Annotated in this window: 29 protein-coding genes and 1 pseudogene; 6 read left to right on the forward strand and 24 right to left on the reverse strand. The window is 38.9% G+C overall.

Annotated elements, in window-relative coordinates:
* The first annotated feature begins 388 nt into the window (after positions 1-388).
* From BBI00_RS08150 to BBI00_RS08160, 4 genes and pseudogenes are all read left to right on the forward strand, one after another.
* Entirely contained in the window at positions 389-1,108 is a 720-nt protein-coding gene (locus tag BBI00_RS08150; protein ID WP_065398296.1) for an AAA family ATPase, read from the forward strand.
* Positions 1,105-1,845 (forward strand): YggS family pyridoxal phosphate-dependent enzyme, encoded by a 741-nt coding sequence (locus BBI00_RS08155; RefSeq protein WP_065398297.1) that lies wholly within the window; start codon positions 1,105-1,107, stop codon positions 1,843-1,845. Before BBI00_RS08150 ends, BBI00_RS08155 begins: the two co-directional genes overlap by 4 nt.
* A gap of 87 nt (positions 1,846-1,932) precedes the next feature.
* The gene (locus tag BBI00_RS23275) at positions 1,933-2,106 is read left to right on the forward strand and encodes a hypothetical protein (protein WP_165602503.1); all 174 of its coding nucleotides are present in this window, start codon (positions 1,933-1,935) and stop codon (positions 2,104-2,106) included.
* 162 nt (positions 2,107-2,268) lie between these two features.
* Positions 2,269-2,681, forward strand: a pseudogene (locus BBI00_RS08160) (XRE family transcriptional regulator).
* A gap of 257 nt (positions 2,682-2,938) precedes the next feature.
* On the opposite strand, the gene gcvP reads toward BBI00_RS08160, so the two are convergent.
* Positions 2,939-5,797, reverse strand: a complete 2,859-nt coding sequence (gene gcvP / locus BBI00_RS08165) for an aminomethyl-transferring glycine dehydrogenase (RefSeq protein ID WP_065398298.1) — start codon at positions 5,795-5,797, stop codon at positions 2,939-2,941.
* 422 nt (positions 5,798-6,219) lie between these two features.
* Here gcvP and BBI00_RS08170 point away from each other — a divergent pair, with 422 nt between their 5' ends.
* Complete coding sequence (locus tag BBI00_RS08170) at positions 6,220-7,392, forward strand: DcaP family trimeric outer membrane transporter (protein ID WP_065398299.1); 1,173 nt, start codon at positions 6,220-6,222, stop codon at positions 7,390-7,392.
* Between the two features lie 177 nt (positions 7,393-7,569).
* Positions 7,570-7,722 carry a hypothetical protein gene (locus BBI00_RS23280; RefSeq protein WP_165602504.1) on the forward strand — a complete coding sequence of 51 codons (153 nt, stop codon included), beginning with the start codon at positions 7,570-7,572 and terminating at the stop codon, positions 7,720-7,722.
* Here the strand turns inward: BBI00_RS23280 and BBI00_RS08175 are convergent, their stop codons facing one another.
* The 23 genes from BBI00_RS08175 to BBI00_RS08285 form a co-directional block, all read right to left on the reverse strand.
* Positions 7,723-8,370, reverse strand: coding sequence for a J domain-containing protein (locus BBI00_RS08175; protein ID WP_065398300.1), 648 nt, complete (start codon positions 8,368-8,370; stop codon positions 7,723-7,725).
* Positions 8,371-8,671: 301 nt separating this feature from the next.
* The gene (locus BBI00_RS08180) at positions 8,672-9,313 is read right to left on the reverse strand and encodes an alpha/beta hydrolase family protein (RefSeq protein ID WP_065398301.1); all 642 of its coding nucleotides are present in this window, start codon (positions 9,311-9,313) and stop codon (positions 8,672-8,674) included.
* Positions 9,314-9,458: 145 nt separating this feature from the next.
* On the reverse strand, positions 9,459-9,716 hold the full coding sequence (locus BBI00_RS08185) for a hypothetical protein (protein ID WP_065398302.1): 258 nt from the start codon (positions 9,714-9,716) through the stop codon (positions 9,459-9,461).
* Positions 9,717-9,807: 91 nt separating this feature from the next.
* Complete coding sequence (locus BBI00_RS08190; RefSeq protein ID WP_065398303.1) at positions 9,808-10,140, reverse strand: hypothetical protein; 333 nt, start codon at positions 10,138-10,140, stop codon at positions 9,808-9,810.
* Between the two features lie 11 nt (positions 10,141-10,151).
* The gene (locus BBI00_RS08195; RefSeq protein WP_065398304.1) at positions 10,152-10,730 is read right to left on the reverse strand and encodes an RNA polymerase sigma factor; all 579 of its coding nucleotides are present in this window, start codon (positions 10,728-10,730) and stop codon (positions 10,152-10,154) included.
* A 452-nt stretch (positions 10,731-11,182) separates the two neighbouring features.
* Positions 11,183-13,186 (reverse strand): S9 family peptidase, encoded by a 2,004-nt coding sequence (locus tag BBI00_RS08200; protein WP_065398305.1) that lies wholly within the window; start codon positions 13,184-13,186, stop codon positions 11,183-11,185.
* A 166-nt stretch (positions 13,187-13,352) separates the two neighbouring features.
* Positions 13,353-13,811: a DoxX family protein gene (locus tag BBI00_RS08205; RefSeq protein ID WP_065398306.1), complete on the reverse strand. Its 459-nt coding sequence runs from the start codon at positions 13,809-13,811 to the stop codon at positions 13,353-13,355.
* A gap of 2 nt (positions 13,812-13,813) precedes the next feature.
* On the reverse strand, positions 13,814-14,272 hold the full coding sequence (locus tag BBI00_RS08210; protein WP_065398307.1) for an SRPBCC family protein: 459 nt from the start codon (positions 14,270-14,272) through the stop codon (positions 13,814-13,816).
* 47 nt (positions 14,273-14,319) lie between these two features.
* Positions 14,320-14,748 (reverse strand): SRPBCC family protein, encoded by a 429-nt coding sequence (locus BBI00_RS08215; RefSeq protein WP_065398308.1) that lies wholly within the window; start codon positions 14,746-14,748, stop codon positions 14,320-14,322.
* 80 nt (positions 14,749-14,828) lie between these two features.
* A complete protein-coding gene (locus BBI00_RS08220; protein ID WP_065398309.1) occupies positions 14,829-15,662 on the reverse strand; it encodes an SDR family oxidoreductase in 834 nt (277 codons plus the stop codon).
* Between the two features lie 48 nt (positions 15,663-15,710).
* Positions 15,711-16,577, reverse strand: coding sequence for a VOC family protein (locus BBI00_RS08225; RefSeq protein ID WP_065399669.1), 867 nt, complete (start codon positions 16,575-16,577; stop codon positions 15,711-15,713).
* A 270-nt stretch (positions 16,578-16,847) separates the two neighbouring features.
* Positions 16,848-17,087 (reverse strand): DNA-directed RNA polymerase subunit alpha C-terminal domain-containing protein, encoded by a 240-nt coding sequence (locus BBI00_RS08230; protein ID WP_228394737.1) that lies wholly within the window; start codon positions 17,085-17,087, stop codon positions 16,848-16,850.
* Between the two features lie 35 nt (positions 17,088-17,122).
* Positions 17,123-17,536, reverse strand: a complete 414-nt coding sequence (locus BBI00_RS08235) for an SRPBCC family protein (RefSeq protein WP_065398311.1) — start codon at positions 17,534-17,536, stop codon at positions 17,123-17,125.
* Between the two features lie 76 nt (positions 17,537-17,612).
* On the reverse strand, positions 17,613-18,044 hold the full coding sequence (locus tag BBI00_RS08240; protein ID WP_065398312.1) for a VOC family protein: 432 nt from the start codon (positions 18,042-18,044) through the stop codon (positions 17,613-17,615).
* Between the two features lie 92 nt (positions 18,045-18,136).
* Positions 18,137-18,913 (reverse strand): alpha/beta fold hydrolase, encoded by a 777-nt coding sequence (locus BBI00_RS08245; protein ID WP_065398313.1) that lies wholly within the window; start codon positions 18,911-18,913, stop codon positions 18,137-18,139.
* Between the two features lie 3 nt (positions 18,914-18,916).
* Positions 18,917-19,441 carry a DinB family protein gene (locus BBI00_RS08250; RefSeq protein WP_065398314.1) on the reverse strand — a complete coding sequence of 175 codons (525 nt, stop codon included), beginning with the start codon at positions 19,439-19,441 and terminating at the stop codon, positions 18,917-18,919.
* 228 nt (positions 19,442-19,669) lie between these two features.
* Positions 19,670-20,131: a DinB family protein gene (locus BBI00_RS08255; protein WP_065398315.1), complete on the reverse strand. Its 462-nt coding sequence runs from the start codon at positions 20,129-20,131 to the stop codon at positions 19,670-19,672.
* Between the two features lie 10 nt (positions 20,132-20,141).
* Entirely contained in the window at positions 20,142-20,552 is a 411-nt protein-coding gene (locus BBI00_RS08260; RefSeq protein WP_065398316.1) for a VOC family protein, read from the reverse strand.
* A 103-nt stretch (positions 20,553-20,655) separates the two neighbouring features.
* The gene (locus tag BBI00_RS08265) at positions 20,656-21,069 is read right to left on the reverse strand and encodes a VOC family protein (protein ID WP_065398317.1); all 414 of its coding nucleotides are present in this window, start codon (positions 21,067-21,069) and stop codon (positions 20,656-20,658) included.
* 77 nt (positions 21,070-21,146) lie between these two features.
* Positions 21,147-21,737 (reverse strand): Crp/Fnr family transcriptional regulator, encoded by a 591-nt coding sequence (locus BBI00_RS08270; RefSeq protein ID WP_065398318.1) that lies wholly within the window; start codon positions 21,735-21,737, stop codon positions 21,147-21,149.
* Between the two features lie 286 nt (positions 21,738-22,023).
* Positions 22,024-23,235, reverse strand: a complete 1,212-nt coding sequence (locus BBI00_RS08275; RefSeq protein WP_065398319.1) for a DUF763 domain-containing protein — start codon at positions 23,233-23,235, stop codon at positions 22,024-22,026.
* A gap of 70 nt (positions 23,236-23,305) precedes the next feature.
* Positions 23,306-23,710, reverse strand: coding sequence for a glyoxalase superfamily protein (locus tag BBI00_RS08280; RefSeq protein ID WP_065398320.1), 405 nt, complete (start codon positions 23,708-23,710; stop codon positions 23,306-23,308).
* Positions 23,711-23,722: 12 nt separating this feature from the next.
* Entirely contained in the window at positions 23,723-24,070 is a 348-nt protein-coding gene (locus tag BBI00_RS08285) for a VOC family protein (protein WP_065398321.1), read from the reverse strand.
* Between the last annotated feature and the right edge of the window lie 67 nt (positions 24,071-24,137).

The raw sequence follows: 24,137 nt of genomic DNA on the forward strand, positions 1-24,137 counted from the left end.
GAAAGAAACTAATTCTTAAATTACATAAGCCTATAGCAAAACTATACTCATTATATTGTTTTATGTTTTTGCTCTGATCAGTCAGACCTGCTCTTTTACTCACAGGGTAAAAGGGCCCAAAAACATAACAAAAAGATCTTAGTTTCATAACAAATTTTAATATCCAAATGAGTCAAGCCGGGCAGTTGTCCGGCTTTTCTTTTTTATTCAACCATTGATTTTAAAATACTGCAATAAAGAAGTTCTATTGCATCATTACTTATTCCCCCAGTACTTATTATTCATTGTCACATCTCCCCTGCTGGCCTACCTTTTTATTCTCATTCAGGATATATTACAGCATACAATAAAGCTTTATCTTTGTCTATTCAAGAATCATTCAATCATCATGAATTTATACAACCTTATTATTCAGGATAAAGAACCGGTCAACCTGAATGAAGTATTTCTCGATACAGATAACAGGGATCAGCTTATACAGCTTATCAAAGAACATACTTATATCAGGGAGCTTCAGGAATACGGGCTGCCGGTCAACAATAAGATTCTGCTTCAGGGAAGTTCAGGCTGCGGGAAGACAATGACGGCAAAAGCCGTTGCCAATGCTTTAGGAAAAAACATCATTATTCTGAATCTGAGCAATATTGTTTCATCCAGGATCGGGGAAACTTCCCAGAATATTAAAATGATCTTTGATAAAGCCGCGAGAGAGAGATCTGTACTTTTTCTTGACGAACTGGACCAGATCGGAAAAGCGAGGGGAAGTGATGACAAAGATGTAGGAGAAATGCGGAGACTGGTCAACACCCTTATTCAGCTGATTGATTATTATCCTGAAAATGCCCTTTTGCTCTGCGCTACCAATCACCCGGAAATCATAGATACTGCTTTATTGAGACGTTTTCAGCTGAAGATCAATTATAAAATGCCTTCTGATGAATTTCTTGACACTTTCTATGATCAATTGCTGAACCGCTTTCCTGAGGATATGAGAACAATTGAAAGAAAGTACTCTGTTTCGTTTGCGGAAGCAAAGGACCATGCTTTAACGGCTGTAAAGGCTGCTTTGATCAAACAACTGGAATCCAGACCAATAATTCAGCCATGAAAGAAGATATCCTCCACAATCTGGCTACCATCAATGACCGGATAAAGAGTGCCTGTGAAAAATCCGGAAGAAATACCGGAGAAGTAAAACTGTTGCTGGCCACCAAAACGGTTTCTGCTGAACGGATCAAAATCGCTTTAGATCACGGACAGACCTTAATTGCTGAAAATAAAGTACAGGAACTGAAGGAGAAATATGAAGCTTTAAAAGATATCCCTCATGAAAATCACTTCATCGGGCACCTGCAGACCAACAAAGTGAAAGATACCCTGAAATACAACGTCACCTGCGTTCAGTCTCTTGACCGGTTGGATTTAGCTGAAAAGTTACATCAGAGACTTTCTGCCGAAAACAGGATGATAGAGGTTTTAATTCAGGTGAACACTTCAAATGAAGAAAGTAAGTTTGGTATTGATCCCGCTGATGCCATTGAATTTATCCGGAAAGTCTCAACATTTCCAACATTAAAAATAAAAGGGTTAATGACCATCGGCCTTTTCAGTGCAGAAACAGAAAAAGTAAGGAAATGCTTTAAGATTCTGAAAAACCTGCAGCAGGAAATCATCGGGGAAAACATTCCTAATGTTGAAATGACCGAACTTTCTATGGGGATGAGCGGCGATCTGGAAACAGCTATTGAAGAGGGCGCTACCATTGTACGGGTGGGAACTGCTGTTTTTGGAGCAAGAATCTATCCGGACAGCTACTACTGGGATGAAGAAAAAAAACAATATTGAAAAACCGTAAATAGCCCGTATTTTTTAGTCTACAAATCCGGTATAGTTTTTGATAGTAAAACTTTAGTAACCAAACAAATACATTGTATGATTAAAAAATTACTCCAGGGCTGTCTTTTGATGACAGTATTATTCTTTTATTCATGTGAAAAAGAAAACACACAGATGAAAAGTGGAATCTCCATTGAAACGATTTCAATGATAACCGTTCTTACGATGGGTGTAGCCATATTAGTGGCCTACAGCTATAAAAGAAGATAACAGAAATAAAATAAAAATTACAAATCACTTCTCAGTTTTGGGAGGTGATTTTGTTTTCATCAAAAAGAATTTGGCACAAATCTTCAGCTTCACCTCTTAATATCCGCTACAATTTTCTATCTTAAATCATCATAACCATTCATATAAGCTTAAAAACCACAAATGGAACAAAAGACAGATCAGGGAAGAAACGTAAAGATTCAGAGAAGTGCTAGGCATCAAACAGGAAGCTTTGGCACTGGAGTTAGGTGATGACTGGAATCAGAAGAAAAATCCCATTATTGGAACAGAAAGAAACGATTGAAGATCCGCTTCTTCAAAAAATCTCTGAAGTTTTAAAAATTCCTGTGGAAGCATTTCAGAATTTTGATGAAGAACAAGCTGTAAATATTATCGCTAATACTTTTTCTTTAGATAATGGTTCAATATTCAATGCACATAATACTAATCCTGTATTCAATCCTATAGAAACCATTCTCAAAATACATGAAGAGAAAATCGCACTTTACGAAAGAATGCTGAAGGAAAAGGATGATATGATGACCAGACTTGAAGAATTAATCAAAACGAAATAGAACAATCATCGCTGCTTTGAGATTGCTTCGCTACGCTCGCAATGACAATGACAGTACAAGTCTCGCAATTTGCTGAAAAAACACATCGTTTAAGCTTTGCTGAGTGGAACGCCTTTGCGAACGCTATAATCAGTTAGCAGTCCAAATCTTTGCGAATTTTGCGTTAAAGAGATTGCTTCGCTTTGCTCGTAATGACTATAAAAACAAAATCCCTCTCATTTCTGAAAGGGATTTGTTATTGTTAAAAAAACTTTTAATTACATATAAGCTTCAATCGGCTCACAGGTACATACTAAGTTTCTGTCTCCGTAAGCTTCGTCTACTCTGGATACGGAAGCAAAGAATTTGTGGTCTCTTACCCACTCTAATGGATAAGCAGCTTTTTCTCTGCTGTATGGTTTATCCCAAGAATCAGAGATAACCAACTGTTCTGTATGAGGAGCGTTTTTCAATACGTTGTTTACCGGATCAGCTTCTCCGTTTGCAATTTCATCAATTTCTTTTTTGATAGAGATCAATGCTTCTGCAAAACGATCGATTTCAGCCTTGCTTTCAGATTCAGTAGGCTCAATCATCAATGTTCCTGCAACCGGGAAAGAAACGGTAGGAGCATGGAAACCATAATCCATCAGTCTCTTCGCTACATCAGCCACTTCAATTCCTAAAGATTTGAACTGACGGAAATCTACGATACACTCGTGTGCTACTCTTCCGTTTTCATTTGAATATAAGATCGGGAAGTGTTCTGCTAAGATTTCTTTAAGGTAGTTAGCGTTCATGATCGCATGTCCTGTAGCTTTTTTAAGACCGTCTGTTCCCAGCATCTTGATGTAAGCATAAGAAATATTAAGGATCAACCCTGAACCGTACGGTGCAGCAGAAATACCGTCAATAGCTTCTTTGGCTCCGATTCTGATATTGGCGTTAGAAGGAAGGAACGGTACCAGGTGTTTCGCAACACAGATAGGACCTACTCCGGGACCTCCACCTCCGTGAGGAATAGCGAACGTTTTGTGAAGGTTAAGGTGGCAAACGTCTGCTCCGATGTTTCCAGGACTTGTAAATCCTACCTGAGCGTTCATATTGGCACCATCCATATATACCTGACCTCCATGTTCATGGATAAGGTTTGTAATTTCTTTAATGTTGGCATCAAAGAATCCGTAAGTAGACGGATATGTGATCATTACAGCAGATAAGTTCTCTGAATGCAATTCTGTTTTCGCTTTAAGATCTTCGAAATCGATTTCTCCGTTCTCAAGGTTTTTAACCACCACAATCTTCATTCCTGCCATTGCTGCAGAAGCCGGGTTGGTTCCGTGTGCAGATTGAGGGATCAATACCACGTTTCTGTGGTGATCTCCTCTTGAAATGTGATATTCTCTGATCACCATCAATCCTGCATATTCTCCCTGGGCACCAGAGTTGGGCTGTAAAGAAGTTCCTGCAAAACCAGTGATTGTCGCAAGGTCTTTTTCAAGCTCTGCAATCATCTGCTGATATCCACCAGCCTGGTCTACCGGTACGAATGGGTGTACACTACCCCAATCGGCCCATGAAAGCGGCAACATTTGCGTAGCTGCATTCAGTTTCATGGTACAGGATCCTAAAGAGATCATTGAGTGCGTCAAAGATAGATCTTTTCTCTCAAGACGCTTGATGTAACGCATCAATTCTGTCTCCGTATGGTATTTGTTGAATACTGATTCTGTAAGAATTTCGTCTTTTCTTAAGTTTTCTTCCGGAATGCTGTATCCTTCTTTGATTTCCAGTTTGAAGGTCTGCTTGTCTTTGAACTGAGCAAAAGAAGCCATCAGATAATTCAGTTTCTCCAATGTTGTGCTTTCGTTGATTGCAACACTTACTACACCTTCTGTAAAGTAGTTAAGGTTAAGTCTGTGATCCTGCATCATTCTCATCAGTCTTCCTTTCTCTTCTTCAGACATTGTCATTTTTACGGTGTCGAAGATCGGCTCTTCTACCACCTGATATCCTAAAGCTTTAAGACCTCCTTTCAAAGCGTTTGCTTTAAAGTGGATCTGATCAGCTATATAGTTTAATCCTTTTGGCCCATGGTAAACAGCGTACATTCCTGCCATTACTGCTAAAAGAACCTGAGCTGTACAGATATTGGAAGTCGCTTTCTCTCTCTTGATATGCTGTTCTCTTGTCTGTAAAGCCATTCTCAATGCACGTTTCCCGTACATATCCTGAGAAACCCCGATGATTCTTCCCGGAATATCTCTCTTATAATCTTCTTTACAAGCAAAGAATGCAGCGTGAGGTCCTCCGTATCCTAATGGAATACCGAATCTCTGTGAAGTACCTACAGCACAGTCAGCGCCCATCTCAGCAGGAGATTTCAGCTTTACCAATGCCATTGGGTCACACGCAACAGCTACCTGAAGATCCAGTTTTTTATATTCTACGATATCTTCCGTATAGTCTAAAACGATTCCGTTTTTACCTGGATATTGTAATAAAACCCCATAATAAGAACCGTCAAACTGGTGTGTTTTATGATCACCTATTACGATCTCGATTTCCAATCCTTCCGCTTTAGTTTTCAGTACAGAAACTGTCTGAGGAAGAACAAGGTCAGAAATGAAGAACTTATTGGCACCTGCTTTTTTCTGGTCTTTAGATCTGTTGTTGAAGAACATATGCATTGCTTCAGCAGCAGCAGTAGATTCGTCCAGCAAAGATGCATTGGCCAGTGCAAAACCTGTAAGATCACATACTACAGTCTGGAAATTAAGAAGAGCTTCAAGTCTTCCCTGTGCAATTTCTGCCTGATACGGTGTATATGCCGTATACCAGCTAGGGTTTTCAAAGATATTCCTTTGGATGGCTGAAGGTAAAAGTGTATTGTGGTACCCGAAACCGATATAGCTTGTATAATCTGTATTCTTTGACGCCAATTCTTTTGAATGATTCAGCATTTCGTATTCCGAAAGCGGTTCTGAGATCTCAAGATCTTTTTCTAAGCGGATAGAAGAAGGAATGGTCTGAGAAATTAACTCTTCAATACTAGAAACGCCAAGTTTTTCCAACATCGCCTGTTTATCGGCTTCATTAAGGGAAATGTGACGGCTCACAAACTGTTCTGTATTCATTTTTATTTATTAGATTTTGTTTGTAAAAAAGGTTCGTAAAATTACGATTTTTTAAATGACTGCACAAGAGAGAAATCATCACGCTGCCTTCTTAAAAAAGTTTAAACAAGGGAGTAAACATTCCCTATGTTAAAAAAGTAAAAATAATCATCTCATTATTCACTGAATTTAATTTTATAAAAGCGCAGTTTCAAAGGATATTAACTATAAATTCAGATCAATTCCAGGGTTTCCGTCTTCCATATCAGAATTAAAAGTATGTTTTTTTAAACTTAAACGATTTCCTGCAGCATTTGTACATTCGTAGAGGTTTCATGTACTGACAGCAGAAAAACCTCTGATCATAATAAAATATGAAACTCAATATTGATAAATTCAATTGCAGATGAACGAACGATAGTATATAAATAAAAAACACACAAATGACGAGAAAAATAAAAAACGCGCAGATCGTGCCGACGTTTACTATTGCGTTGGCATTATTCCAGGCAAGGACTTATGCACAGATTACTATTGCTAATACAGAACCTGATTCCACAGGTAGAAAGTGGTCCGTTTATTTGCAGGGGTTTTTACAGACAGATATGATGCTTGACTTTCAGGAAATGGGTTCTAAGGATGGCATTGTTGCCCCTTCCATTGTAATTCCGCAGCGTAATTCGAGATCCGGCTATATCAGTATCAAACAGTCACAGATCGGTTTAGGCTTAAAGGAGATTGAATCTAACGGAGATTCTCCGGCTTCTGTTTATGCAGAAATTGATTTTTACGGTCCGGATGGAACGACCAACCCAAGACTCAGGCATGCGTATGTACAATGGAAAAAATGGCTGATAGGCCAAACATGGAGCAATTTCAGTGATGTTGAAATTTTCCCTAATATATTTGATTTCAACGGGGCAAACGGAGCTATGTTTCTGCGGTCTGTACAGCTGCGTTATACCGAACAGCTTTCTGATCAGCAGGTCTTATCTTTTTCATTGGAAGACCCGGGAACAGTAAGCATGACCATACCGGACAGCCATCCTGAATGGAAAAGGAAAAACATGATGCCGGTTCTAACAGCCTCATATTGCCATGGTACAAAGGATTATATTAAAATAGCAGGTGTTCTATCATCTGTTGATTATGAAAACTCAGATGAAAGCCATACGAAATTGGGATTCGGAGGTGTTCTTTCGCTTAGAAAATATATTAACAGCAATACCAATATCAGGCTTCAGACTTCCTTTGGAAAAGGATATGCAAGAAATAATATCGTTTTAAGCGGTGAAGGGTATGACGCCGTTTTTGATCCTCAGCGTAACAGGGCTGAAACTTTAAGTCTTTTTAATATTCTGGGAATCTGGGAACACTGGTGGGCTCCCCAATGGAGCTCGGTCGCTTATTACAGTTATTCACAGGTGGGTTCAAATCCGGTACCCGGGAATGGCCTTATGAAGCGTTTTCAGAATGCTGCCATCAATATTATCTATCAGGCCGGTAAAAATCTTAGGCTGGACGTGGAAGGAAATTATGCAAGGACCCAGAATGCTGAAGGGATAAAAGGTGATGCCTTCAGGCTACAGTTTACGACTTCGTATTCATTCAGATAACAAGTTCAGGTCTGGTTTTCAGACCTGTTTTTTTCAGTACAATTTTAGCAGATATGCCGTAGCAGACCTTGTTTCTCTTCAGGATACCCCAACTTTTGACTCAACCGCTTACTATTGAGTATATTATTTTATGAAAATTTTTTAATTATATTTATTCTAAATTAATATATTTGCAGTATGAATATGATAGTCCCATTTAAGGTTCCACCTTTAGCTCCTGCATACGCATTCAACAATGAAGAGATGTTCTGTGAAAAGAAATCCTGCTGTAAAAAATTTAAGAAAGGGAAAAGATGTAAAAAATGTCCCGGAAGGAAGAAAATGGCGTAATCAGCTGAAATTCCTGATCAGAAAATATAGGGCAAGCGCCAATATAAGTATTCCCCAGAACAGCATCATAATTTTGGGCTGACCGTATTTGTTCACTACTGTTCTCGGTTGTGGCTTAAACATTTCTTCCACTGTGTTTTTGAATTTTTCAGCATCATTTTCAAAGACCTCTGTAATGGTAATTCCCTGAACCACGGTTTTGTGTAATAAAGAATTGGTTACATGAAGCAGAAGCTGGAATTTTCCGTCTTTAAACTCTGTGATCTTAAACGTCCTTTCTCCGTAAGGCTTTTCCAGTCCGAAAGGCAATACTTTTACTACATCAGCATTGCTCGTCTGCCAGCTGATGATAATCTCCTCTCCTTTTTTTGCATGAATTTTATTGGCTGTAAATGTCTTTATAGCAGGTGGAATATTGTACCTGAAACTTTTCTGATGATTTTCTAAATTCTGATCATAGCTGCGTCTTCTGACAGGATCACTCAATGTTTCATAGGCTTCCTGGATCTCACGGAAACGGTCTGCAAAAAAGTCATCGTTTTCATTTTTATCAGGATGGTATTTTAAAGAAAGCTTCCGATATGCTTTTTTGATGTCTTCTTCTGAAGCATCCTGGGATATACCGAGAAAATAGTAATAATCTTTCATTGAGCAGTACAAAATTAAGGATTTATTTTTCTTTGTGTTTGATCTTTACAGTAAAATTTTATTGTAAAAACGGATGTCAATTTCATTACAAATCAAAGATGAAGCAATCCCGATATAGTTTACGAGCTGATGGCCGGAAGCGAAAGGGATCTGAATTTCCGCCAACTTTATGCATTAAGGCATAAGATTTTGTCTTCGGTACAATTGTATTCCTCTAAAAATGAAACAGCTATTTCAAAGGCCCGCGTGTGATTCTGAACATAGCAAGATATCTCTGATCAGCATTACAGAGAGCTATTACCTAATTCCGGGAGGCCCAATCTTTAGCGGGAATAATCCAATCGTTGAGGGCTTTGAAAAGAAAACCATGATTTAAACCTGTATTAAGCTCTATTTCTTTAAATTCTTTAATATCAGACCTTATAAACCGCTGCTCCTGCGACAGTGGAACATGGCCATCATCCGACTTTTCAGTAATGGAAAGAATTCTTCCGTACAATCTGAAGTTTTTGTCTTTTTCCAGAGAATCATCTTTAAAAGTAGCACCGATAAATACAAACTTCAATTGCGGATTCTTCTCATAATAAGACACATACTGTGCAATATAACCGCCCTGCGAAGTCCCAACAACAGTAATATTTCCAGCTTTGATTCCCTTTTTCATCAGACTGTCAATCTGTTTCTTCACTTTTCCAGCATAGATGGCGGGATCTGTACCGGCTTTCCTTTTTTCGGAAATAACAACCGTATTCCGGTCTTTCAGTTTACTGAGTATCGTTTCATACTCGGCAATACCATATTTAGGATGCAACTCCTCTAAGGAATGGTCTTCTAAGAATTTATTGTGTAAAAAGAATAGATACTGTTTTTGCTGAGAATTCTGTCCGTAAACGATGATCGAGAAAAACGACAGTACTGTAATAAAAGTATTCCTTAATTTCATTTCTTCTGCATTGCTTTTTAATAACTAAAGACAAATGTAGCGTTAAAAATTACTGTGACAGTGGTTTTTAAATAAAAAAATTCGGGTTCGGGAAGCTTCGCTTCCCGAACCCGAATTAAACAATTTCAATTTAGTCTTTTACTTTTTATGCCTCGCAGGTATTATCTCTTCTGCAGCATTTTGAATGGAATTCTTTTTTGAATTTCCCTTTCAGTTCCTGATACTCTTCATCATTCATTTCTCTGATCTTATCGGCCAGTCCGAAAGGGGATTTTTCTTTGATTCCGTATTCATCAAAAATACCTTTGATAAATCTTTTTCTCTGGGCGGCTTTTTTAGCGATTAAGGCTACACCCACAACGGCTAGTGCTCCAAGAGCTCCTTTTAATGCTGAATTTTTCATTTTTTCAAAATTTTAAATTTTACTACTTCTTGTTTTTTATATAGACGAATGAATTTAAATTTTACTTTACTACTTCTTTACAATTTTTAAATTATTCGTTATTTCTGTTGAAGAACCCTCCGGAGCATTTGTTTCTCCAGACTTCCTTGAATTTTTCTCTTTCCTCAGGAGACAGGCCTGCCATTTTCTCTCTCATTTTCCTTTCCTTGAAGTCTCTCATTCCTTTTCCGAAATGAAAACCTCCGAAAAGAATTTTACTCAGGATCAGGATTCCCATAGCCTGCCAGAATGTAATAGGTTTTACCCCTAAAATTTCAGGAAGCAGACAGTTCCAGAGTGACATGACAATCCATGTAACGGCCAACAGGATCAGTGGCGGACACAGTAATAGAAAAATCCAGCCTTTTTTGTGTTTATGATTCATAATTTCTTTTTCTAACTTTTTAAATCTTCGTATAACTTTCTCAGTCTGTTTCTCAGATGCTTCACAGCATAATTTTTTCTGCTGATGATGGTTTTGATGTTTTCTCCCTGTTCATCGGCGATCTCCTGGAGGGTTTTGTCGTTCAGTTCATTTTCTACGTAGACCAGCCTTTGTTTTTCGGGAAGTTCATCAAGCGCTTCAAACAGTTTTTTCCAGATCTCATCCTGAAACATCTTCACTTCAGGGCCTGCACTTTCATCCATCAATAAAATATCCTTGATGGAAAAACTGCCGTCTTCATCTTCATAGACAAAGTCTTCAAGATTTTCTGTTTTCTTTTTGCGGTAACGGTCTGTGATTTTATTTGCCGTCACCCTGTACAGCCAGCCTCCAATATTTACGATCTCGGAAAGATTCGTAAGACTGCTGAACTGATACCACACTTCCTGCAGAATGTCTTCTGCATCCTCCGTATTTTTCACTTTCGGACGAATATAGGACATCAGCTTTCCACCGTAGTTGGAAACGGTCTGCGAGATGATGCTTTCTTTCTCTTTCTGTGGCATTGTTATTTTTTCGACAACCTCCATATTGCTATGACGGCTATACTTTTGGTTTTACTTTATTAAATTTAAAATATTTTTCTGGAAATTCAATTTTTCTTGTATCTATCGGGTTTTTATTTCACCTGTTTCTGCATCAGCAGCTCATTATTTATTTTATTTATTGCTTATTGCTCATTTTTTTCCGGGAGCTTTTTCCCGCTATCCGCTCATACTCCTCACGCAAGGCTCTTCCAAACCTTTCCCTCCCGCTATCCCGCTCATGCTACGGGGTAACCGCTGCTATCGGGGCTAAGAGTATCAATGATAAAGACCTTTTCTATCGATTCTTTAACTTCATATGAGATTCTACGGAATGACAAGCCGTATGGATAAACGATCATTACAATTGTGTCATTCCGCAGGAATCTAAACACACCTAGTCATAATAAAAAAACGGAAGACCTAAGTCCTCCGTTCAAATAGTATTTAATTATATTTTACTTATTAAAATTCTCTGCAAAGAAACCAAGCATAGATTTATAAAGCTCAATTCTGTTCGGTTCTTTTCCAAATCCGTGCCCTTCATCATATTTTACGAGATAAGGAACTTCAAAGCCCTTGGCACGCATTGCTTTTACAATCTGATCAGATTCATTGATATTGACTCTTGGGTCATTGGCTCCCTGCACCACAAATAAAGGTTTCTTGATCCTGTCAATCTGGAAAACCGGTGAGACTTCCTTCGCAATTCTGGCTTCTTCAGGGTTATCAAGATCATACCAGATCTGCTTTACCATTTCTTTATACGGTTTCCAGTATTCCGGGAAAGAAGCGAAGAAGGTAAAAATGTTGGACACTCCTACGTAATCCACCCCACAGGTATAGAGATCCGGGGTTTTGATCAGCCCCATCAGGGTAGCATATCCGCCGTGGCTTCCTCCGTAGATGGCTACTTTATCTTTATCTGCCCACCCCTGTTCAATTGCATATTTCACTCCGTCTTCCACATCATCCATTACTTTTCTTCCAATTTGCTTATAACCCGCTTTCTGAAATGATTTACCATACCCTCCGGAAATCCTGAAGTTGACCTGAAGTGTAGCATACCCCCTGCTTGCAAACAGCTGGGCTTCAGGATTGAATCCCCAGCCGTCTCTGACTCCCTGCGGACCACCGTGAGGATTAACAATTAAAGGGACTTTTTTCCCTTCCAATGCTGCTTTAGGCAGTGTGATATAGCCATAGATGGTCAATCCGTCTCTGCTTTTAAATTCGATTGGTCTCATTTCAGCCATATCTTCTTCCTTCAGCTGTGGCATCAGATTGTAAAGTAGCTTGGTCTGTTTGGTTTTGGTGTCGTATTCGTAATAAGTTCCATACAGTTTATCACTTCCTACTATAATAAGAAGTTTATTGTTATTATCATCTGAAGAAGCAATTCCAAATTCTTTGTCTCCAAACTGAGATTTCAATTGGTTATGTATTTCCTTATAAAATTTACTTACCGGAACGGTTTCTCCTTTAGCTCCTTCATAGCTGATATAGTCAAGCTCATATTTTCTGTTTTTACCGGCGGTACTTATTGAGCTTACATCATATACAGGATTGGAATAAATCTCTTTAATTACAGTATTTTTCTTAAGGTCATACAGTACAATTCTCGCTTTATCGCTATCCAGATTCGTCACTACGTAAGCTTCATCTTTATTTTTGGAATTGTCATTAAATTCTATAATACTGAAGGTATCAGACCAGTCTGTAGACTTGATCAGGTTGAATTTTCCTGTCTGCAGGTCTTTATAATAAGTCTTTGTTGTCAGTCCGTTTTCAAGAATGCTGTACCCTCTCAGGTTTCCATCTTTATCAAAAATATAGCTGTTTATAGGACTGTTGACATCTTTATTTTCATACAACTGGGTCATTTCCCCGGTAATGAAATTGATTTTGAAGGGTTCAAAGATCTGCTTATTGTTTTTATTCATGGTTACCACAACAAAGTCAGTATCTTTTACAGGGATGATCGACTGTACTTTTACTCCGTCAAATGGTGTTAAATCCTTTTGGTTTCCTCCATCCACATCAGCAGCATACAAATGAATATTTTCATTTCCTCCCTTATCCTGGGTATAAAAAAGCCGTTTTTTGTTCAGCCACCCATAACCTCTGATCAGATCATCTTTTTCCACAATAGCTTTAGTCACTGTTCCGGAACTCAGATCTTTGACGTAGACATGATTCTTTTTGTCCTGGTCTTTTTCTTTGTAAGAAAGGTATTTCCCGTCAGGAGATATTTTAAAGGCTGAAGCTTTTGGTCTTGCGAAATAGTCTTCAACTTTGTACTTAAAGTTTCCTTTGTCGTAAGAAATAAGCTTTTCAAGATTGGCCCTGGATGATGGTAAAGTAGGATCTCCAGGTAATTTGGCAGCAGAACTTTGTGCGTTGGTCATCATAGCAGACAATACAATAATAGCTGAACCGAAAATTTTCCGATTTAAATTCATATTTATGTTTTTTTAAGATTAAGGTAAAGTTACCAATAAATTTTAGTTTTAGAATAGTCAAACAAACCTTCTTATATCATTAGACATCTGAAAGGCTCAAAATGTTACATCCTCCTCTGTTTATTTTAAAACAAAAAAAAAGACAGCATATTCTGCCGTCTTTTATTCAGTGTAAATAAATTCCGAAATACCAGGTCCAGGCAATCAGGATAATCTGCATGGGAATCCTCTCGTTGTAGAGGTACTTCATTCCGGGTCCGGTATAATCTGCTTTGAAAATATTAATATTCTTTCTGGAAGAATTGATATTAGCAACAAAAACCAGAATATAAAAAACAATCAGCAGAATGGCTGTAAGCTCCCGGATTGAGGGTATCATCAGGCCTATTCCTGCAGCGATTTCTATAAGACCCGTACAATATACCCAAAACATTTTACCCGGAATAAAATCAGGAATCATCATCGCCATTCCTTTCTGGAATTTAAAATGAGAAAAACCTGTGAAGATGATAAAAACGGCCATCCCGAGATTTCCCGAAAATAAAAAATCAGGGCTTCCCTTAAAGATCAATGTTCCCAGCAAGGCCAATAGAAATGTCCCGAAAAGAATAATCAGCAACTTCATAATTATACTGAATCAAAGCTTACTCCTTCCGCCAGACTTTTCACTACCATCAATCCTTTGGTAAAACCTGTGTTCATATGATCCTGCCATTGTTTTTCTACCTGTACTTCAGCATGGAGTTTTGTTTTCCCGTCGAAGTCAATTAGAAAATATTTTTCAAAGGAGCCGTTCCATTCCATGACTTCCTTGCTTTGGGTATCTTCATTCCCGTCTTTATCTACCATTCCTAAATGTTTAAAGACCACCTGATTCGGTTCATCCAGGCTATCTATGGTAGACACCATTCCTTCGCCCTGGTTATTGAGAAAATAAGTTTTCCCTCCTACTTTCCAATCGGATTTCATGGTAGATCCTGCTCCGAAATACTGGGTCCATTCACTATAGGTTTCGGGACTCCAGAGGATGTCCCAGACCTTTTGCCGGGGAGCATCTATTACTGTTTCATAAGATAAGGTTTCCATATCATAAATTTTAGTGGTTGATTTGGGTTTTATATTATTCTTGCTGATTACAGCTGATTTTCTGACAGATGTTTAATGATCGCCAGGGCTTTGGGAAATTTCTCTTCAAAGAAATCTTTAAACTCGGCAGGGGTCTGAATTTTTGTTTTCAGCAATGTACCTTCTTCATTTTCTTCAAGGAAGTAAGCTTCTGTAGATTCTCCCCAATCCTGGGGAACTTCGATACCATCATAAATTTCTCCAAGATGCAGAAATTTTATTTCTTCGTTGGGAATTATTTTCTCTACCCTGCTGTACATTCCATTGTTCTTGGGATCAAGAAATTTAATGATATTATTTTCCTCCAGTGTTCCTTCATAAAAAGAACCTTCTGTGAAAGACCTTGTCCACTGTCTGTACGTAATATCTCCCCAGAGTACGCTCCATACTTTTTCCGGTTCTGCATTGATCTCTATTTCATATGATAACTGTTCCATATTGTCTTTTGTTTATTTTTTTGAATGAAAAATCTGAAGGTTTGAGCGTAAAGAATTTGTTGCTGCCTCATTTCCAATATTTAGCCTCCAACAAAGTCACCTCCGTTGATGTGAATGACTTCTCCTGTAATATAGCTGGCATCTCCGGATGCAAGGAATACATAAGCAGGTGCCACTTCAGAAGGTTGTCCTGCACGCTTCAACGGGGTGTCTTTCCCGAAAGTTGAAAGGTCATCAAAAGCTTCCTTTACCAGCGGTGTCCAGATAGGTCCCGGAGCGATTCCATTGACGAGAATTCCTTTTTCAGCCAGATTATCGGCCAGGGAACGGATAAAAGACAGCACAGCTCCTTTGGTTGCAGCATAATCAATCAGGTGATCACTGCCACGATAGGCTGTAACCGACGTGGTACAGATGATACGTCCGCCTTTCTGGATGAGTGGAAGCATATTTCTGGTAAAAGAGATCATGGAAATGATATTGGTATCAAACGTTTCCTGAATCTGTTCATCAGAGATTTTTTCCAGACTGTTTTTTGAAGTATGAATTCCGGCGTTATTGACCAGAATATCAAGGTTTTCCCATTCTTTTCTGATCTTTTCTGCACATTTGGTCCTGAAAGCTTTCCGGGTAAGATCTCCCTTGATCAGAAGACACTCCTGCCCTTCTTTTTCCACCAGTCTTTTGGTTTCTCTGGCGTCGTCATCGCTTTCTTTGTAGATAATGGCAACATCTGCACCTTCTCTGGCAAAATGGACGGCTACCGCCTGCCCTATACCACTGTCGCCACCGGAAATGACAGCTTTTTTGCCTGACAGTTTCCGGCTTCCCTGATAATCGTCCCGGATAATTTCCGGAAACAGCCCTTCCTTAGGGACTTTTGACTTAGAGTCTGATTTGTTCTGTGTTTTCATAGGCAAATCTTTTCTCTAAATCACATCAAACAATACGCCGAAATGACTTTAAGAGTTATAAGCGTCTTCTAAATCCTGAATAATAATTTTCTGCATTTTCATCATCGCCTGCACAACTTTATATGCTTTTTCCTGATCAGAATCATTCATCAGCTGAATCAGTCTTTTAGGAACAATCTGCCAGCTAAAGCCATATTTATCTTTCAGCCAGCCGCACATACTTTCTCTTCCTCCGTCGGCAGTAAGCGCATTCCAGTAATCATCGGTCTGCTTCTGATCATCTGTCATCACAACCATTGAAATACCTTCATTAAAATCAAATTGATGATCATAGGAATTATCCATACAGAATAAACTGTAGTTGTTGATTACAAAGTGAGCATGCTGCACATTTTCTGCGGGCTCCTGGATATCATGACCTTCACCTCCGGCTCCATAAGTGAGTATATTTCCGATGTTTGAATCAGGGAATATCTTTGTATAAAGCTCCATTGCCTCTTTAGCTTTTCCGTTATTCTGATGAATAAACATCAGCGTCGGAACTATTTTCTGATCACTGGATTTTTCTCCCAGAAACAGCTGCCACGTCACTCCATACCGGTCCCGTACCCAGCCATATTTTTTGCTCCAGGAATAAGAACCAAGCTCCATCAGGGCTATCCCACCGTCAAGTAACCGGTCCCAATATTTCTGAACCTCATCTTCCGTTTCACAGATCACCATAAAAGAAACTGACGCGTTCTTTTTAAACTGCGGGCCACCGTTCAAAAGCATTAGCCTTTGTCCGAAAAGGTCAATATTCATCACTACAGGAGTATCTGCAGTAATTTCGCCTCCAAAGACAGTACAGTAAAATTCTGCTGATTGTTTGGCATCTCCGTCATACCAGAGACATGGGAAAATATCGTTATTCATAAATATAAAGTTTAGTTGTATGTTTTTATTTGTTGCCAAGCTTAAAAGTTTGCACCATGTTTGGATTTGAATCTCTTCATTCCGCTTCTGAATTCCGTCTGCAAAATATTTGATCTCCATTTAGCGTAAGGACATGGGCTGCACTGATTTTATATCAATAAAAATGCGTCAAAGAAAATATAAAGCAAAAGTGATCTGATGTCTTTACGTCTGAAGAGGTATATTCCTCTATTTCGCAATGACACAGCAACAATTTTATGCTTATAATTTTTATGTTTCTTTAAAACACATCTGATGCTCCTTCATATGATCTTTCAGCTTCATCACTGTATTTTTTCCGAAACCATGCAGCTGTAGGATTTCCTTTTCAGAATAGTCTGACAGCTTTTCCAAAGAATCTATTTTTTCCTTTTTCAAGGCTCTTCTTGCGGGTATTGCAATGACTCCCAGAAGAAAGTCATCTTCTGCATCGTAGCTCACAGCATAAATGGAATTCAAACTCTTTGACATGATAACTAGATTGATCATGGCTACAAAAAATATTTTTAATGATTCTCAACATACTTATGGAAATTGTTGAGAATAGCATACCAGCCTTCCCGCTGCATTTCCACAGAATTTTGTTTCTCCGGATCAAAGATCTCGGTAACTTTTGTCGTATTGTTGTCTATTTTATCAAAAATCACCTCTACTTTTCTTCCGTCTTCCATATGATATTTTATCTTCTCATGGGGAACAACCTCATCATACACTCCTTCAAAATCAAATGCAAAACTTTTGTCTTTAGCTTCCATTCTGTTTTTGAATTTACCGCCTGTTCTCAGATCATTTTCAGAACTTGGACAATGCCAGCTTTCATGGGCAAAGTTCCATTTGGTGATGTGTTTCGGTTCGTTGAAATAATTCCAGACCTTGTCTACCGGTGCTAAAATTGTAATGTCTATTGTAATTGGGTCCATAGTTCTGTTTATTAATAGTGGAACAAAAGAGTTGCCCGTAGCGGGCAGCTCTCTGATAATTGAGTTAAATATAAGATTATTTTGCGTATTCTTCATTATAGTTCACCATCCAATGAACACCAAATTTATCCTGGAAGCTGCCGAAATAGTCTCCCCAGAACTGATCTTCAATGGGCATTTCTATGTTTCCTCCTTCCGAAAGCCCTTTAAAAAGCCTGTCTGCTTCTTCTCTGGAATCCGGGAAAATAGAAACATAGTTGTTATTTCCTACGGTAAGAGTCTGCCCAAACCCCGGAACAATGTCTGATGCCATCAAAAGGTCTCCCCCGATTGGCAATGCAATGTGCATTACTCTGTTTTTTTCTTCATCTGAAAGGTTTTCTGTACCGGGAGCATTGCCCATTTTATGAACTTCTCCTGCGAATTCACCTCCAAAAACAGATTTGTAAAAATTGAACGCTTCTTCAGCTGTTCCATCAAAATTTAAATACGGATTTAACTTAGCCATGATTTTTAATTTTAAAAAGTTATTGTTTGACTTTCAATACAAGCGGCACCAATGATTTCACGAATGACACAGGTATTGACTTATTATGAATTTTATTTGTTCAAAAATTTTTCGACTTCATTGACTGTAAAATCAATTAAGTTTTTGCTGATGCTCCCATCGAAGTCAGGCATCATATAGATCCCATGGGTTGCCGGAAGGATCATTAACCGGGCATCTTTTACCAGGCGCCACATCGCTACAGTATGCTCCGGCTTCATCACATCCTGATCCCCACTGATGAACAATACTGGTGATTGTATGGATGTCAGCACCTTATCTTCCCAGTCTTCAAAAGTCTGCATTCTTTTACAGTCTTTATCAAAGAGATTTTCCAGTTTTGAAAAGTCAGGATTAAGGTTCAGGAAATTAATTTTGAAGGGTTCCGGCATGGATTCAAATGTGGCATCCATCATCCCTTCGAAAAAACCATCTATCATCCCTTCCCGCTTATAAAATGCTGAGGCCACGATGAGTTTTTCTACCATTCCCGGATGCCGGTATCCTATCTGCATCACCGTGCTTCCTCCGTTGCTGAATCCCCAGAATGATGCTTTATCAATGGCCAGTTCGGTTAAAAGTGCGGCAACATCATCAGCATCCTGTTCAAACGTCTCTGGAATATCCCGGTGATCAGTCCTGCCATGATTCTGCAGATCGACTCCTATGAGCTGAAATTTACCCTGAAGCCTTTCAATGACTTCTTTAAAATCATACAAAAAGGAAGAACCACCGCCATGAACCAGCACCAACGGCTTTCCAGATCCGTAGATCTCATAATACATCTGAATGCCGTTGACCTTTTTATAGCCTTTTTCTACAGGATCCATCAGTTAATATTTCAGGTTTTCGTCCACATCATATTTCATTCCCGGATAATCCAGGATTCTTCGCATCAGGCCTATCTGACCACAGAGGTAGTCTTCACGGCCAATACACATCCCGACAAAATTGAGTTTGGTTTCTTTAATAAAAGGAATGTTCATTCCGATTTCGAAAATCTCATCCAGTTCTTCATCGGTGATGTCGAAAAGTTTTTGATAAACCCTGGATGATATTTCATGAAAGTTTTTCTTCAGATCAGCCAGACTTGGATAATTAAAACTTTCATCCAATGCTTTTCCCTGGAAAAACAGATCATTATACGGATCCTGAACCGGCAGTCCGAGCACTGCTCCCAAGCCATAACGCATATTGATAAAGTTTCCTGCCATCCATACAATATGGTTCGTTTTGTTTTCAACTCTTTTCAATGCATCTTCTTCGGAAATGCCATCCAGAACATTCAGAAAGCTTTGGCTATGCATTCTGTAGGCCGGAATGACGAGTTCTATTTTTTTTGATTTTGGTGTGTCCATTATGTTGTTTTTTTATATTAGAAATAAAAGGTTGGAAATACAGAGGTGCAGGTTATTGGCAAAGTATAAGTTTCCAAGCTGCAAAGATTTTTATCTTCGGTACAATGGAATGCTGCACAGGCAGACTCTCATCACAAATACATCAATACCTGCAATAAAAGGCCGTAATGAAGATCTTTGATGAGAAATCTTTTACAGTTTCCCAACCTCCGGAAATGTTCTGTTCATTTATTTTATCCCTCCTGATTTCCCCAGCAGTCTGCGGATATAGCCTAACTGCCCGCTGTGGTAATTTTCATGAAAGCAAAGGGTGGCAATATCATTAACCTGATCCGGATTAAAACGTTCAAGCGTATTGAGTTTAGCTTCCAATTGATCCTGTGACCGTTTCAGATAAGATTTAAGGTCTTCAAAATCTACAAGTTCTTTTTTTCTCTCCAGAGGAACAGCTCCCCTGTTGTATCCGGAAAACGATTCTCCGTCCCATACAGCCTGTTCATCCAGCATATTCAGAAAACCATTTCTGACATAAATTAAATGTCCTAAAACCCAATTCATGCAATTGGCTTCTCCATCAGGAAAAATCATCGATTCTTCATGGGTTATACCTTCTGTGTTGATAGAAATCACTTTATAAGTAACACCTATCTGGTGCTTCACTAATGCGATCTCGTTTGACTGTATTTCCATATTGATCGATTTATTCCGTTGGTAATTTCGACATATCCGCATGCATCACTTCCCACTGATGCCCGTCTATATCGGCAAAAGCACTCTGATACATCCATCCGTGATCCATAGGTTCACTATACTTTGAACCTCCGTTTTCAATAGCGGTATTTATGATCCTGTCTACATCTTCCCGGTTGTCTACTCCAATGGCCAGAAGTACCTGCGTGGTATCTCCTTTCGCAAAAGGTCTGTTGGTAAAGGTTTGAAAAAATTCTTCTTTCAGAAACATAGCGTAGATATGATCTTCTTTCATGATTACACATATAGCTTTTTCGTCTGAAAACTGCTCATTGACTGAAAAGCCCAACTTTGTCCAGAAGTCTCTGGTTTTTTGTACGTCTTTTATGGGTAAATTGACATAAATCTGATTGATGTTCATATTATAAATTTTTAGTGTTAAACTTGGAATCAAAGTTATAAAGAGGTTTTAAAAATCAACTTGTCATACGGCAAGATTAATTTTTTTTGCTGTTGTTTATTGTCTATTGCTGTGAAGGCATCTGAGACAGGTCTGCAAATGTTATATTCCAGCCATGCCCATCCGGATCCCAAAAAGAATTTTGATACATCCATCCGAAATCTTCAGGTTCCTCATGTTGATAAGCACCGTTCTCCAGAGCGGTATTCACCACATGATCTACTTCCTCCCTGCTGTTGAGTCCTATAGAAACCAGAACCTGTGCGGTATTGGCAGGAGCAGCCGGCCTGTCTATAAAAGACCGGAAATATTCTTCTACAAGAAACATGATATACATGCTGTCCTCATTGATCATAACGCAGACAGCCTTGTCATCCGAAAACTGTTCATTGACTGGAAATCCCAGCTTTGTCCAGAATTCTTTTGTTTTCTGAACATCTTTCACCGGAAAGTTCACGTAAATTTGATTCGCTTTCATTTTCGTAATTTTGAGTGTTAAACTTTAATCCAAAATTACCAAGGTCTGATGAAAGCGTGCTTGCCATAAGGCAAGATTTAATTTTTTCTGGGATGGGAAACCAGTTCCTTACGGATACGGCTCAGTGAAGTGTCTGTTACTCCAAGGTACGAAGCGATTTGTTTTAAAGGGGCAAACTGTATGACTTTTGATTTCTGTTCCAGCAGGTTCAGATATCTTCTGGTGGCTGAAAGGGTAAACATTTCTACAGATCTCTGCTTGTAATCAAAAAGCTCTTTAGACATCCAGGCTCTTCCCCATTCCCTGAGATTAGGAATCTTATGAAACAGCTCCTGAAAAGTATCATAATCCAGTTTCCAGCATTCACAGTCTGTGATACAGACAATATTTTCCTGAGACGGCACTCTCTGAAACATTGATAAAACCTCAATAATGACTTCATTCTCTACAAAAAAGTGAGTGGTTACTTCGTTTCCGTTAAAATCATTAACGAATGAGCGGGCCAGTCCACTGTCCAGAATATAATATTCATTGGCTGTTTTCCCTTCTTCCAGAATAAAATCACCTTTTTGAAAGGATCTTTTCTCATGAGCCTTAAATATTTCATCAAGCTCTTCTTTCATAAAAAATGGAAAATCATAACATATTTCCAAAGACTTATGGGTCATCAGGTCAATTTTTTTTAAGTGATTAAAAGTAAAATTTTTAATTGAATTAACAGCAACAATTATTAAACAAAATAATTAAAAAGTGAATTGATGTCACATAGTTTACTGAATTCATGACAACTTATTGAAATCAAATAATTAAACAGCCGTTTTAATTATGGAAAAAACATACTCTGTCAAATCGTAGATCCACCTTACAACCGGTAGAAGAATCACGATGCAGATACCTTTCAATTATTATGGTAGCGGGAGTTAAGATCTTTAGAAAGAGATTAATTGATCTTCATTAAAATAAAGACAATTGAATAGGCTTAGGGGGGCTTGGTTTCTGAGCATCACCAAACACTGTCTTTCCACCAAAGCGCCACGAATTCTGTCTTTCTTCTTCAATTACTTCCTGAATATCAAAATCCGGAGTAAAATCTTTTTCTGCCTTGGTAATGATCTGGTGAAGCTTATTCAATGAATTCAGTTTATCGGAATTGCCGAGCTTTGATTTTTCTATCCCTTTTCTGAGAATACTGATGCTTTCATCATAGGTATAGGTAGGCACCGGGAAAGGATGGCCGTCTTTACCGCCATGGGCAAATGAAAACCGGGCCGGATCAGCAAACCTTGACGGAGCTCCGTGAATCACCTCACTTACCAGCGCCAATGACTGCATGGTTCTGGGGCCTACTCCTTCCAGCATCAGCAGGTCTTCAAAATTCTGAGGCTGCTGCTCACGGGTCACGTACAGAAGTGCGCCCAGGCGTTTCAGATCTACATCAGAAGCCCGTACATCATGATGCGCAGGCAGGATCAGTCTGGAAAAGTCTTTCATAACTTCTGCCGAATCTGTATGCGAAATATCCAAAATCCCCTTTCGGTTCTCTGAGGCATCGGCATCGGTAAGGTTCAGGATTTTTCCTCTGGAGACCCCGTTAATTCCGGTATGAGGTTCTTCAATAAATGATTTTATATGTTCAGAGTGCCAATGATACCGTCTTGCCGTACCATCGGAATCATGCATCCCCTGCTGGATAACACTCCAGTTTCCGTTATCTGAAAGGATGAAATTGTGCAGGTACAGCTGGTAGCCGTCCTGAATGGCTGTATTATCTACTTTTGCAGAAAGCTTACTGGCTCTTACCAGCTCTGTCCCGTTCAAACCTGTCTGATCTGCAATGCGGATCAGCTCTGAAGGGGTTTCCCTGGAGAATTTCCCTTTTCCGCCACAGATGTAAAGTCCCAGAGATTGTGAATTGGGATTGACAGAACGCTTCAAAGCTCCCATCACAGAGGTGGTGATTCCTGAAGAATGCCAGTCCATACCCATCACCGCCCCAAAGCTCTGAAACCAGAACGGATCAGCCAGACGGCGAAGCACCTCATCCTTACCATAATCCATCAGGATCACTTCTATAATGGAAAGCCCGAGAACAGACATCCGCTCATACAGCCATGGCGGTACTTTGCCATAGTGCAACGGTAAATCTGCTGTTCCTGAACGTTTCATATTTAAATTTAAAGAACAAAGGTAGTCTTAATATTCTGAAATAGTCATGATCTGAATCACCATTTCCGGATCAGTGAATGGAGAAAAATTCTAAATCTTTATGTTTTTCTTCATCAAATTCTTCCTCGAATGTAATTCTATTTCCGGAAGGATCAATGACGGTAAAAGAAACCGCTCCGTAGAATGTTTTTTCAAGTCCAGGACGGTTGTATCTGTATTTTTTGTCAATCAGTTCTTTATGATAGGCTGGAACACCTTCACCCCATATTGCCACTCTGCTTCCCGGAGATCCGTCACCATGATGCTCACTTAAATGAAAGATAATATTTTCCCTTTTCACTTCCATATAAACAGGGGTGTTTTCATCAAAATAATGTTCCCAGATAATTTCAAACCCCAGCCAGTCTACATAGAATTCTTTTGTTTTCTGATAGTCAAAGATTCTGAGAATAGGAATAATGCGTTCTGCTTTCATCGTGAGTAGATTTTATAGGTGAGACAGTATATTAATGAGTTTTCCGAAAGGGTCTTTCACAAAAAACCGCCGGACACCCCACTCTTCACTGGTAAGATCATAGGATATTTCAAAGCCTGCTGCTTTCATCTGATCATAAATACCCTCTACATCATCCACTTCAATGGAAAGGTCAGGTACGTCGGTATCACTTCCGCCCTGTACGGCAAAACTGATCTGGACTTTTGCTTCCTCATCATTTCCGAATGTTTTGATCCAGCCATGATCCATCAGAACATCAAGTCCTAAGATATCATGATAAAAATGATCTGCCTTTGAAAGGTCATCTGTTTTGATATTGGCTACAATTCTTTTAACCATTGTAAAATTGCATAAAAAAAGCCTTGTGAAATTACAAAAATTTCCAAGGCTTTACAGGCTGGCTGTA

Origin of the sequence: Chryseobacterium arthrosphaerae (assembly GCF_001684965.1) — a bacterium.
GTDB lineage: Bacteria > Bacteroidota > Bacteroidia > Flavobacteriales > Weeksellaceae > Chryseobacterium > Chryseobacterium arthrosphaerae.